At 59.4% G+C, this 12,466-nt stretch carries 9 protein-coding genes; 3 read left to right on the plus strand and 6 right to left on the minus strand.

Going from position 1 to position 12,466, the window contains the following annotated elements; all coding sequences use genetic code 11:
- Positions 1 to 2: 2 nt before the first annotated feature.
- The 5 genes from DN412_RS28465 to DN412_RS28485 all read right to left on the minus strand — a co-directional run bounded on the left by DN412_RS28465 (position 3) and on the right by DN412_RS28485 (position 5,503).
- Complete coding sequence (locus DN412_RS28465) at positions 3 to 1,121, minus strand: Re/Si-specific NAD(P)(+) transhydrogenase subunit alpha (protein ID WP_115214630.1); 1,119 nt, start codon at positions 1,119 to 1,121, stop codon at positions 3 to 5.
- Between the two features lie 153 nt (positions 1,122 to 1,274).
- Positions 1,275 to 1,898 carry a 2-hydroxychromene-2-carboxylate isomerase gene (locus tag DN412_RS28470; protein WP_115214631.1) on the minus strand — a complete coding sequence of 208 codons (624 nt, stop codon included), beginning with the start codon at positions 1,896 to 1,898 and terminating at the stop codon, positions 1,275 to 1,277.
- A 556-nt stretch (positions 1,899 to 2,454) separates the two neighbouring features.
- Entirely contained in the window at positions 2,455 to 3,639 is a 1,185-nt protein-coding gene (locus tag DN412_RS28475; RefSeq protein WP_115214632.1) for an acetyl-CoA C-acyltransferase, read from the minus strand.
- Between the two features lie 171 nt (positions 3,640 to 3,810).
- Positions 3,811 to 4,545, minus strand: a complete 735-nt coding sequence (locus DN412_RS28480; RefSeq protein ID WP_115214633.1) for an SDR family oxidoreductase — start codon at positions 4,543 to 4,545, stop codon at positions 3,811 to 3,813.
- A gap of 379 nt (positions 4,546 to 4,924) precedes the next feature.
- Positions 4,925 to 5,503: a TetR/AcrR family transcriptional regulator gene (locus DN412_RS28485; RefSeq protein WP_115214634.1), complete on the minus strand. Its 579-nt coding sequence runs from the start codon at positions 5,501 to 5,503 to the stop codon at positions 4,925 to 4,927.
- A 553-nt stretch (positions 5,504 to 6,056) separates the two neighbouring features.
- Between DN412_RS28485 and DN412_RS28490 the strand changes: the two genes are divergently transcribed.
- Positions 6,057 to 7,727 (plus strand): AMP-binding protein, encoded by a 1,671-nt coding sequence (locus DN412_RS28490; RefSeq protein WP_115214635.1) that lies wholly within the window; start codon positions 6,057 to 6,059, stop codon positions 7,725 to 7,727.
- Between the two features lie 66 nt (positions 7,728 to 7,793).
- Positions 7,794 to 9,563: an acyl-CoA dehydrogenase C-terminal domain-containing protein gene (locus DN412_RS28495; protein ID WP_167471142.1), complete on the plus strand. Its 1,770-nt coding sequence runs from the start codon at positions 7,794 to 7,796 to the stop codon at positions 9,561 to 9,563.
- A 178-nt stretch (positions 9,564 to 9,741) separates the two neighbouring features.
- Here the strand turns inward: DN412_RS28495 and DN412_RS28500 are convergent, their stop codons facing one another.
- Positions 9,742 to 10,338: a TetR/AcrR family transcriptional regulator gene (locus tag DN412_RS28500; RefSeq protein ID WP_115214637.1), complete on the minus strand. Its 597-nt coding sequence runs from the start codon at positions 10,336 to 10,338 to the stop codon at positions 9,742 to 9,744.
- Between the two features lie 556 nt (positions 10,339 to 10,894).
- Here DN412_RS28500 and istA point away from each other — a divergent pair.
- Positions 10,895 to 12,439 carry an IS21 family transposase gene (gene istA / locus DN412_RS28510; protein ID WP_115214638.1) on the plus strand — a complete coding sequence of 515 codons (1,545 nt, stop codon included), beginning with the start codon at positions 10,895 to 10,897 and terminating at the stop codon, positions 12,437 to 12,439.
- Positions 12,440 to 12,466: the final 27 nt, after the last annotated feature.

Here is a 12,466-nt window from a genome sequence, read left to right on the forward strand (position 1 = left end):
CCTTAACTGGCCAATGCCATCTTGTCGCGCCGGGTCATCAGGCAGGCCTCGACAATGTCGTCTTCCAGGTTGATGGAGGGCTTGCCTTCCTTGTCGATGATGAGCTTAAGGAAGTCGAGCACGTTGCGGGCGTATAGCGCCGAGGCGTCGGCCGCGACCATGCTGGCTAGGTTGGTATGGCCAACCAGCACCACGCCATGCCGCTCGACCACCTGGTCGGCCACCGTCAGCGGGCAGTTGCCGCCTTGCGCGGCGGCCAGGTCGACTACCACTGAGCCGGGTTTCATCGCCATCACGGTCTCTTCCTTGAGCAATACCGGCGCCGGGCGGCCCGGAATCAGCGCGGTGGTGATCACGATGTCGGCCTGGCTGGCACGCTGGTGCACCAGCTCCGCCTGGCGGCGCATCCAGTCGGCCGGCATAGGGCGGGCATAGCCCCCCGCGCCCTGCGCGATCTCGCGCTCCTCCTCGGTCTCGAAAGGCACGTCGAGGAACTTGGCGCCGAGCGACTCGATCTGTTCCTTGACCGCTGGACGCACGTCGGAGGCCTCGATCACCGCGCCCAGGCGCTTGGCCGTGGCAATCGCCTGCAGGCCTGCAACGCCGGCGCCGAGAATCAGCACGCGCGCGGCCTTCACTGTGCCGGCCGCGGTCATCAGCATCGGCATGAAGCGCTGGTAGTGGTCGGCGGCTTCGAGCACTGCCTTGTAGCCGGCGATGTTGGCCTGCGACGACAGTACGTCCATGCTCTGCGCGCGCGTGGTGCGGGGCGCGGCCTCGAGCGCGAAGGCGACGATGCCGGCCGCAGCCATACGCGCGTTGTTTTCGCCGTCGAAGGGATTAAGCATGCCGACCAGCGTGGCACCGGGCTTCATCTGGCCGAGTTCGGCCTCGTCCGGCGCGCGCACCTTCAGCACCAGTGCGGCGCCGAGTGCCTGCGCGGCGGTGCCGATGCGGGCGCCCGCGGCCTCATAGGCCGAGTCCGGCTGGCTTGCCCGGACTCCGGCGCCCGCCTGGACAATGACTTCGTGACCTTGCGCGACGTATTTCTTGACCGTCTCGGGCGTGGCGGCAACACGGGTCTCGCCGGCCCGCGTCTCCTGCGGGATACCGATCTGCATCTCGTCTCCTTATGATGTTTTTTCCTGGAGTGGTACCCGGCGGGGGCCAGCCTTCCATTCTAGATTTTGCTGCCCTTCTTGAGGGCCATGGTTGTCGCTCACCGTGCGTGCACGCTGCCCCTGCATCTTGAGGCGCCGTGGGCAACGGTTCGCTTACCTTAGTCGTGCTTTCGCGTTCTCAATCTCCTCCTCCAAATCCCGCAACTGATCCTTCCCAAAAAACATCTCGTCGCCGACAAAGAAGGTCGGAGAGCCAAACGCACCGCGTTCGAATGAATTCTGGGTATTCGCCAGCAAGATCTGCTTGACCTCGGGATCCGCAATGCGGGCCTCGAAGCCTTTTCCGTCCAAACCGGCGACATCCAGGGCTGCCGAGATGACGGCGGGATCATCCATCTTCAAACCTTGTTCCCACATGTTTGCGAACACGGAATTTACGTAGGGCATAAAGGTGCCGTTCTTCTGGGCAGCCACGGCTCCGCGCATGATCTGCAATGTATTGACGGGCCAAAATGGATTGTCCCGATAGTCGGTCACTCCGTGCTTGGTGATGAAGCGCTGGATCTCCAAACGCCCAAACTCCGGCTTGTTCTTGATACCCGCAAAAGCCTCCGCGGGAGAACGATTCCCCGTTAGCCTGAACAGTCCCCCAAGAAGCACCGGAATATATTCGAACTTGACGCCCTGCCGTGCCTCAATACTCGGAATGACTTTGTGGCTAAGGTAGGAATTCGGGCTGCCGAAATCAAAGTGGAACTGAACTCGTACGCCGCTCATGGTGTCTCCTAATATATGACGTGGTGAAATTTGGGTGGAACGTTTAGCAAAAAGAAATCACGAGCGGTACTCGCCCGGGTTTCTCTGTCTGGCGTTGGCCAACCAGGACATTGGTGTACGATTGACGCCAGCGCCGGTCTATCACGTGCCGCACATCAGTGGCAGGCATATTCGCTCGCGGGCACTGGCCGCCTGTTCATTGCTTTTGCCTTTGGCGTGCGCCAACCGGCCCACGCTCTGCAAGCGCGGTCATACGGCCTGCCCAGATACGGGACTCACCGATAACAAGTGCTGGTGAGCAGATCGGGTAGCTTCGAATTTCCCTCGCGCATCGTCTGTCGATTCCGCCGCTACCGTAATGACACCTGCCAGTTCGACTTCAGCGTTTAACACAAAGAGGGAGAATATTTGTGCTGCCTTCTGTGAAACGTGATCATTTCCAAACGCCGTGTCTTTCATTGCTATCCCCGGTTGGATCCTCTGTATGGTGGCATCGCAATCGCCGCGATACCGGTTATAGATCTGAGGTCACCGAAAACCGTATTCCAATGGCGATTTACGCTACCTCGAACAGCCCCGCTGCCCCCATTCCACCACCGACACACATCGTGACGACAACGTATTTCTCTCCACGGCGTTTGCCCTCGATCAGGGCGTGACCCACAAGCCTTGCCCCCGTCATGCCATACGGGTGCCCGATGGAAATCCCGCCACCGTTCACATTCAATCGGTCCGGGTCGATACCAAGGCGATCGCGACAGTAAAGAACCTGGCACGCGAACGCTTCATTCAGTTCCCACAGACCGATATCGCTAACCTTCAACCCATGCCGCTCCAGGAGTTTCGGGATCGCAAAAACCGGGCCAATACCCATTTCCTCGGGCGCACAGCCCGCCACCGCGATGCCGCGGTAGATGCCAAGAGGCTGCAATCCGCGCCGCTCGGCCAGGCGGCGGTCCACCAGGACCGAGGCCGAGGCACCATCTGAAAGCTGACTTGCGTTTCCCCCGGTGACGACGCCGCCGTCGATGACTGTCCTGAGCTTTGCCAACCCCTCCACTGTTGTGTCGGGACGGCTCCCTTCGTCGCGGTCCAGTAGCACCTCACGGAAACTGATCTCCCCCGTCTCCCTATCCTGGATCGCCATGGACGTTTGGAACGGTACTATTTCGGCCGCAAAGCGGCCCTCCTCCTGGGCAAGTGCCGTACGCCGCTGCGATTCCGCCGCGTAAACATCCTGCGCCTCTCGGGAAATGCCATATCTCCTTGCGACGAGTTCAGCGGTCTGCAGCATCGGCATATAGGCATGTGGAACCCGCTCGATCAATTCCGAGTCGGCTGCACTCGTCATCCATTCGACAAAACGGTCCTGAACCAACGAGATGCTCTCTTGCCCCCCTGCCACCACCACATCCATCTCGTCCACAATGATTTGCTTTGCTGCGGTGGCCATCGCCATCAAGCCAGAGGCGCATTGCCGGTCGATGGACTGACCCGCGACGTTGACCGGAAGTCCGCCGGCTAACGCGCTAAGACGGCCAATGTTCATGCCAGCTGTGCCTCCCGGCATCGAGGTACCGATCACTACATCCTCAATCTCTTCCGCGGCGATTCCGGCACGCTGAACCGCATGCGATATAACGTGCCCCATGAGGGTCGGCGATTTTGTGTTGTTCAGCGAACCCTTATAGGCGCGACCGATCCCGGTCCGTGCCGTCGAGACAATGACTGCTTCCCTCATGCTGCCCTCTTGATGATGTAAATACCGGGGTAGACATCCCGCTATGACCGCGTCTCTCTCTGACGCATCGCGAAGCTTGGCCACCAACAGACAGAATGGATAATTTCTTCGGGTGGCAAGGCATTGCGATCGTGCGGAAGCGGTCTCTATCCCATTGGTTAGACGTTTTGATTACCAGGTCTCAGTCCAGGGACGCAGGTCGAGTTCAAAGGTCCAGGCGTCACGTGGTTGCGAATGAAGGTACCAGTAGTTCTGCGCGATATGCTCCGGATTCAGAATGCCATCCTGGTCTTTCAATGCATAACGATCCGGAAAATTGGTGCGGATAAAGTCAGTGTCGATCGCGCCGTCCACCACAATATGGGCTACATGGATGTTCTTCGAGCCGAGTTCGCGGGCCATGCTTTGCGCAAGCGCGCGAAGCGCATGCTTGGCGCCCGCAAACGCGGCATAGTTTTCCTTGCCTCGCAGACCCGCAGTAGCGCCGGTAAAGAGAATCGTGCCGCGTTGACGCTGCACCATGCGCTTGGCAACTTCCCTTGCGTTCAGAAATCCTGCAAAGCAGGCCATCTCCCAGATCTTGAAGTACTTTCGCGCGGTCTCCTCAAGGATGGAAGAAGGCACATTGGCGCCAATGTTAAATACGAGAACATCAATTGGACCGATCTCGGACTCAATTTTGTCGATGAGGGCGACCACTTCCTCTTCCTTGCGCGCGTCCGTGCCAAACGCGTAGGCGATCCCGCCGGCATCGCGAATGGAGTCAACCAGCGGTTGGAGCTTGTCCGCTGAACGACGCGTCACACAAGCGACCATGCCTTCCGCGGCGAAACGCTTCGCGATTGCACCACCAGTCGAGTCCCCCGCTCCGATTACGAGCGCGACACTCTGCTCTTTGACATCCATCACTGTCTCCTTTATTAACAAACGATCGTTTAGTAACAAAAGAGTATTTCATCCCCGTGCAAGAGTCAAGGGCGTCTTACGCTAACGCACCTACAACGAGAAAGCTCAGGAGCACGCTCTGCGCGGCACGCGCACTGGCAAGGCTGGTAAGGATGGAAGAAGAAGAAAAGCCGCGACGGCGCTTGCTGTATGGCTTCGCGCGCAACGGCCCGAACCGGAAGCATCGACAGCACGTGCGGTGCGGCCGGGTCCGACAATCGAAGCCGTCGCAATGAAAGCGCGGTACCACGGGCATGCACGCACATATCTGCGCGCATCGAGAAGAACCCAGAAGGGCGCAGAACTGCGCCCGGAGGAGGCGGTGCTACATTGGCACCGCTTAGGTCTTGCTGAGGGGTTCGAGCCGTTCAATAGACCGCCCGAGAAAGCGACGGCTGGAAGCGAGAATTTGCTGCCTGGTCCGGTCGGTTTCAACGACCCGGGCCAGCAAAATGGCACCCACGCACTGCGCAATCAACGCCCAAGCCGCATCCGAGTCGTCCAAACGCTGCTTCCAACTGCTCTGCAGTTTCTTCGCGCTTTCCTCCACTGAGGCGCGGACTGCTGGCCCGGACCTCGCGATTTCAGGTCCCAAGGTCGGCAGGACGCAACCTGATTCCGGATGCAGCGCATGAGAACTGCTGAGATAGCTTCTGATGCGTTTCACGAAATGATCTTCGGCCGTCTCATCATCGCCTGCGAGCATTTCAGCGCTGTTGGCCAACTCCCGCCGGATCACTTCCGCGAACAGTTCCGCTTTAGAGTCAAAATGACTATAGAAGGCCCCACCCGTGAGCCCGATGGCCCCCATCAGGGCATCGACTCCCGTTGAATCGAATCCACCCTTTTTGGCAATCGCTTGACTACTGTTAAGGAGTTTTTCCCGCGTCTCCTGCTTGTGCGTGCTTGAGTAGCGCATTTTCGGCTCACTTCGAACTCAGGACATGGCAGGAATTATAGCATGACGATCGTTCAGGAAAGGTCTGCCTCAGTTAGATGCTGCGGCGCACGGGCTGCCGCTTCCCAAGATACTGGCCTGCGCTCGAAAGGATCGGGAGCAGCGAATGCCGTCCTGTACATCGGCCGTCCAAGCCCGTCTAAGCGCTGTCTCTTCGCGGCCCGACTAAGTGCCATCCTCAGGACACGAAGGCGCCCAGCTCACACTCCTGTGCCGGGGGCGCCCAACGGCATGCGCAGATCAGATCACCAACCGTGAATACTTGTTGACATCACTCAGTGTGTAACCTAGCATCGTTTGGCAAACGACCGTTAACTAACGAATCACGCGAAATCTGTTGGCGCCAGTCCCCGGGACGGGTACTCGGTCGGCAGGCCCATCAGTGAGCTGCGCGTTCGTCACGATGCTTCTCCCTACACGGAGTCGATTTCATTTGGGAAGCCGTGGAGCAGATGGCAACAAAGCGAAATAACCCCGGATATTAACCAGGGTATAACAACTGAGAGACATCAATATGGAAGCCAGACGCTGGCATAGTTCCTATCCCCCCGGGATACCGCTTGAGATTGATGTGGACGCGCCAGCGACACTGGGGTCCATGATTGCACGCGCGGTCGCCTCGTTCGCCATGCGTCCTGCGGTAACCTGCCTGGAGGAATCACTTAGTTACGCAGAGCTCGGCATTCTGTCTGAGGCGCTTGCGACTTTCCTGCAGCAGTCAGGATTGAGAAAGGGGGATCGTGTAGCGTTGATGCTGCCAAGTTGCCCAGCTTTCCTGATAGGCTTGGCAGCGATATTTCAAGCAGGGATGGTGGCGGTTCCAGTCAATCCCCTGTATACGCCGCGTGAATTGAAGCATCAGCTGCAGGATTCTGGCGCCACCTGCATTATCGTCGCCGACCAACTGCAGCAGCCGCTGCAGCAAGTGCTGGAGGAAACCAGCATTGTTCAGGTGCTGACGGCACCGGTTGTTGGAATGAAACCTATTGTCGGTCAACTGGCACTCGCAAAAGACGCTGGCGCTGTTCAACAAGCCGGCACGACCGGTGGTCGCACGTGCCAACCTTTAGCCGACGCAATTCTACAGGGAAGCAGGGGCACTCTTTCCCCGGTCGCACAGACCGCTCAGGACATCGCCATTCTGCAATACACCGGTGGCACGACGGGTGTGTCCAAGGGGGCAGTCCTCACGCACAAGTCAGTTTGCGCGAGTTTGGCGCAAATTTTGACTTGGGTTGGACCACCGTTAGCAGGCTCGGAGGCATCGATGGTGACACCGCTGCCTCTGTATCATATCTTCCCGCTTGCAACTGCATTACTGGCGCTATCGCTCGGTTGTGAGAATCGCTTGGTTCCCAATCCGCGTGAGGCTGGTTCTGTGCTTGCTGAATTGAAGCGGCGGCCGTTTCAGATTCTTGTCGGGGTCAACACCTTGTTCAACAGCTTGGTGAACACACCGGAACTCATTTCCGTAGACTTCAGCGCTACCCGTTTGGTGATTGGCGCCGGGGCGTCAATCCAGGACGCTATTGCAAAGCGATGGCTCGCGGCCGGTGCTCCCCCTGTTACCGAAGCTTATGGTCTTACAGAGACCTCACCGAGCGCCACCTTCAATCCTCCTGGGCGAAGCGGATCGATCGGTATTCCTGTGCCTTCGACCGACGTTCGCCTGGTAGATGAAAGTGGGCACGACGTCCCACTCGGTGTTGCGGGCGAACTTCTGATCAAGGGACCACAACTCTTCAGCGGCTATTGGAATCAGGAGGACGAAACACGGAAAGCGTTCCTTGATGGTGGCTGGTTCAGGACGGGTGACATTGTGGTCATGGACGAATTGGGATTCATGACAATGGTCGACCGCAAGAAGGACATGATTCTCGTCTCAGGCTTCAACGTTTATCCGAATGAGATCGAGGCCGTCGTCGCAATGATGCCCGATGTCCTCGAGGCCGCCTGTATCGGCGTGCCTGACGACCGTTCTGGCGAGGCCCCGCACCTCTTCATCGTGCCATGCAATATGGCGCTCACCACGGAACAAGTGGAGGCACACTGTCGCTCCCATCTTGCGGCCTATAAAGTGCCACGACACATTACGTTTGTCGATGCCCTGCCCAAATCAACGGTGGGCAAGATCCTGCGTAGAGACTTGCGTTCGCGCTTGGTTGCCGAGCAAAGCAATGCATAGCGCCCCGCTCAGCCCTACTCGATTTCTCTCTGGCCTGCCATGCGGCTGCCAGCATACCCGGACCATATGAACTACTATCACGCCCCCCTCCGCGATCTTCAGTTCGTGCTGCATGAGCTGCTCGACGTGTCCACCGGCTCCGCAATTGCCGAAATTGCCGATCCCGACACCATCAACCAGGTAATCGAAGCCGCAGGTCAGTTCGCTACAGAGATTCTGGCGCCCCTGAACGGCATTGGAGACCTCCAAGGCTGCACCATGCCTTCGTCAGGTGTGGTGACGACGCCTGAGGGATTCAAGAACGCATACAAGCGGTTTTCTGAGGCGGGCTGGACCGCACTGGCATGTCAATCGGAGCATGGTGGTCAGGGACTGCCGAACGCGGTCAATGCGGCTGTCATGGAGATATTCGCTGGCGCTAACATGGCCTGGGCGGCTTATCCTGGTATGTCGCAGGCGGCTTACACATGCCTGGCGGCAAATGGCGCGGACGCGCAGAGGGCGCTCTACCTGCCGAAGCTGGCTTCCGGCGAATGGGCGGGAACCATGTGTTTGACCGAGCCGCATTGCGGCACCGACCTCGGACTTTTGCGCACCCGTGCAGTACCGAATGCCGATGGCACCTTCGGCATAACCGGTACGAAGATCTTCATTTCGGGAGGCGAACACGACTTCACGGACAATATCGTCCATTTGGTACTCGCCCGGTTACCGGACTCGCCCCCCGGCGTCAAGGGTATCTCCCTCTTCCTTGTTCCAAAGTTCCTGGTGTCGCCTGAAGGAGATCTGGCCGAACGCAACGCAGTCACTTGTGGCTCCCTGGAGCACAAAATGGGCATCCATGCGAACGCCACCTGCACGATGAACTTCGATGGTGCAACGGGTTATCTGGTGGGCGAGCCAGACAAGGGGCTCGCGGCTATGTTCGTTATGATGAACCACGCGCGGCTCCTTGTCGGGGTCAATGCAATCGGACTGATGGAGGCGGCGTACCAGAAGGCACTGGGCTATGCAAAGGACCGCACACAAGGAAGGTCCCCCACAGCATCGGCCCGGCATAGCCCGGCGGATCCGATTATCGAGCATGCTGATGTGCGCCGTATGCTGCTGACTCAGAAAGCATATATCGAAGGAACACGAGCATTCGCGCAGTGGGCATGCCAGCTGGCAGACACCCAGCACTTCGGCGATGACTCCGGGATTCGGCATCAGGCGGCAGAACTCTCTGCACTGGTTACACCGATCGTCAAAGCATTCAGCAGCGACCTCGCCGTCGAATGTACCAGCTTGGCAATGCAAGTCCTTGGTGGACATGGCTATATCGTGGATAACCAGGTCGAACAGCATCTTCGTGACGCACGTATCATCCCGCTCTACGAAGGTGCCAACGGCATTCAAGCCATGGACCTCCTTGGACGCAAAGTTCTCTCCGACCAGGGCACACGGCTGGAGATGTTCCTTGCAATTGTCACCGAGTTCATCGACGCGAATGCCGATAATCCAGTCCTGCGGGAATTCACCGCCCCGCTTTCGAGTGCGACCGATGTGTTGCGGAATGCGACGCACGAAGTATCGATGCAAGCCAAGGCGGATCCTCACGTCTTGGGAAGCGTTGCTGCATCATACCTTCGGCTTGCCGGTCATGTCGGTCTAGCATGGATGTGGGCACGTATGGCTGCGATCGGGCTCGTCAACGCCGCCTCTGCCGACCCGATCTATGCATCGAAAGTCGCGACGGCGCGCTTCTATTTCAAGAAGCTGCTACCCGAAATACAATCTCTGGCAGCGGCTATCGCCGCCGGCTCCGGTCCGATCATGGAGCTTGATTTCGGCTAACGCCTCTACTTTCGCTATGGTCTATTTGGCGGCAGCCGCAGCAGAATGCGCTGCCGCCAGAACATACAGAGTTTGCTGCATGCCGGGCGCCGAAGAAGTTGGGCTCTGCAACCAAACGCAGTATCGGGTAAATATGACAATGCCGAGTTCCAATTCTGGATATTGAGCCTGTATATGCTCAAGATCTCGTTTGTGCGATACCGGCCGCCGGCCACGCCAACATCACAACGGCGATCATGCGGTCCAATTCGCCCCTGCTCGCACCCGCCTGCGGCAAATTCAAGATCGTTTGCATCGCCCCGAGAAAATACCAAGCCAGCGCAGCGACATCTGCATCAGCTGGCAGTTCGCCAACTGCAATTGCTTCCCGAAGCAGACCTTCGAGCAGAACGCGCTGCTGGTTCATCCCCGAGAGCGCCGCCTTCTGCCCTGCTGCCGGCAGATCGACTAGCTCGGCACAACTTCTTGCGAGCAGGCAACCCGGGGGGCGACGGGACCCCATCGGCAGCAGCCCCCGCAGCAGCGCCTCGAGCCGCGCACGCGCACTGCCGCCCTCGTATGACTTCATCCTCCGTAGCACCCGATCCGTATAGGTTTCAAGTGCGATCTGGAACAGGCCATCCTTGTCCTGAAAACGTTGGTAAAGGCTTGAACGCGATAGTCCGGTCGCTTTCGTCAACACGTTGATCGATGTAGCCGCGTATCCGTGACGCCAGAAGGCATCCAGGGCTGCATCAATGACGGCACCTTCGTCGTATTGCGGCTTGCCGCTCATTCAAATACCCTTTGACAAATTGGAACGATCGTTCCATGATGTGTGGATCGCTCGTTCGATGATACCTCTTAAAGGTACTGACCATGCTCAACCCCTCAAAGCCGCGGATCGCCATCGCGGGTGCAACAGGACGCGTTGGCGCTACATTGACGGCGTTGCTCGCCGCTGACCCGATCGACCTGGTCGCATTAACGCGCCAACCCAGCACAGCGCGACTGCCCGACGGGGTGGTCACATTCAAGGTCGACTTCCAACGCGCGGAACGCTTGAGGAGACCCTGCGCGGCATCGACCGGCTCTTCATCGCGCATGGAACCTCCCTCGAGCAGGTCGCCAACGAAATCGCGTTGATCGATGCAGCAGTTGCATCAGGTGCGTATTCCACGCGATGGCGGACACGATTCCACGCTGATGGCGGACAGCGTTCCAGCGTCATCGCGGACACCGTTCCACGGTGATGGCGGACAGCATTCCATTTGGATGGCGGACACCTGAGGCGGTGTTCTGAGTGACCCAAGTACGGCATAAGCTGCCCGGTTTTTTGACCGGAACCAGCAATGCCCACACCCAGGGTCACCATGAGTAAGATACGACACACACTGCAATTGCTGCACGGCGGGGGACTGAGCACCCGCCAAATCGGGGCCGCACTCGGCATCTCCAAATCCACGGTCAGCGAGATAGCCAGCTACGCGCGCGCGGCCAACGTGGACTGGGCGCTGGCCCAGACACTGAGCGACGAAGAACTGCAAGCCCTGCTGTACCGCCCACCGGTGCCCCGGCAGTCGCGTCACCTCGAACCCGACTACGCCTACATCCACCGTGAACTGCGCCGCGCCGGCGTGACCTTGCAACTGCTGTGGGAGGAGTACCAACAGCAACACCAGGGGCAGGCCTACAAATACAGCGCCTTCTGCGAGAAGTACCACGGCTGGGCGACCAAGCTCAAGCGCTCGATGCGCCAGACACATGTGGGCGGTGACAAGCTCTTCGTCGACTACGCTGGCCAGACAGTCCCTATCGTTGATGCCAGCAGCGGGGAGATAACCCAGGCGCAAATCTTCGTCGCTGTGCTTGGTGCGTCCAATTACACCTACGCCTGTGCCACACCGACCCAGAAGGCAGCGGATTGGGTCGGCTCCATCATTGCCACGCTGGAATTCATCCGCGGCGTCCCACGCCTGCTGGTGCCCGACCAGCCACGTGCCTTGATGGCCCGGCCCGACCGCTACGAGCCGACTTCGCATCGCTTACTCGACGAACTTTGCGCCCACTATGCTCTGGCGGTGCTGCCGGCACGACCGGCCAAGCCGCGTGACAAGCCCAAGGTGGAAGTTGCGGTTCAAGTGGTCGAACGCTGGATACTGGCTCGGCTGCGCCACCAACGCTTCTTCAGTCTGGCCACTTTGAACCGCGCCATTACTACTCTGGTGGTGGAGCTCAACCAGCGTCCGTTCAAGAAGCTGCCCGGCTGCCGAGCCAGTGCCTTTGCCGAACTCGACCGCCCGGCACTGCGCCCGCTGCCAGCCACGCGCATGGCCATTGCGAATTACAAGCGGGCGCGCGTCAACATCGACTACCACGTCGAACTCGACGGCCACTACTACTCGGTACCTCACGGCCTGGTTGGTGAGACCGTGGAACTGCGCGTCACCGCCACCACGCTGGAAGTGCTGCATGGTGGCAAACGTGTGGCAGCCCACCCTCTCAACGCGCGCCGGGGTGCCCACACCACCACGCCCGAGCACATGCCGGCGTCACACCGGGCGCATCTGCAATGGACCCCAGCCAAGCTCATCGCCTGGGCCGAGCGCATCGGCGCCGCCACCGCTGCCGTGGTGCGCTGGCAAATGGAGCACCGCGCTCACCCCGAGCAGGGCTACCGCTCTTGCTTGGGCTTGATGCGTTTGGGGCGCCAGTACGGCGGCGACCGGCTGGAGGCCGCCTGCGCACGTGCCCAGTCGATTCGCTCGCCGCACTACAAAAGCATCGCCTCCATTCTGCGCAGTGGACTCGACCAGCGCCCGCTCGCCGCCCCCGTTGCCGTCCAGGCCACCTTGCCCTTGCACGAGAACGTGCGCGGCCCCGGCTACTACCACTGAACCATCCCTCACACCGAAAGAATGAAC

It is taken from the genome of Cupriavidus lacunae (assembly GCF_003353055.1).
GTDB lineage: Bacteria > Pseudomonadota > Gammaproteobacteria > Burkholderiales > Burkholderiaceae > Cupriavidus > Cupriavidus lacunae.

Coding starts and splice junctions, on each gene's coding strand:
- DN412_RS28470 (WP_115214631.1), bottom strand. CDS start 1,898: ATGAGCGGCGTACGAGTTCAGTTCCACTTTGATTTCGGCAGCCCGAAT.
- DN412_RS28495 (WP_167471142.1), top strand. CDS start 7,794: ATGAACTACTATCACGCCCCCCTCCGCGATCTTCAGTTCGTGCTGCAT.
- DN412_RS28465 (WP_115214630.1), bottom strand. CDS start 1,121: ATGCAGATCGGTATCCCGCAGGAGACGCGGGCCGGCGAGACCCGTGTT.
- DN412_RS28490 (WP_115214635.1), top strand. CDS start 6,057: ATGGAAGCCAGACGCTGGCATAGTTCCTATCCCCCCGGGATACCGCTT.
- DN412_RS28485 (WP_115214634.1), bottom strand. CDS start 5,503: ATGCGCTACTCAAGCACGCACAAGCAGGAGACGCGGGAAAAACTCCTT.
- istA (WP_115214638.1), top strand. CDS start 10,895: ATGCCCACACCCAGGGTCACCATGAGTAAGATACGACACACACTGCAA.
- DN412_RS28475 (WP_115214632.1), bottom strand. CDS start 3,639: ATGAGGGAAGCAGTCATTGTCTCGACGGCACGGACCGGGATCGGTCGC.
- DN412_RS28480 (WP_115214633.1), bottom strand. CDS start 4,545: ATGGATGTCAAAGAGCAGAGTGTCGCGCTCGTAATCGGAGCGGGGGAC.
- DN412_RS28500 (WP_115214637.1), bottom strand. CDS start 10,338: ATGAGCGGCAAGCCGCAATACGACGAAGGTGCCGTCATTGATGCAGCC.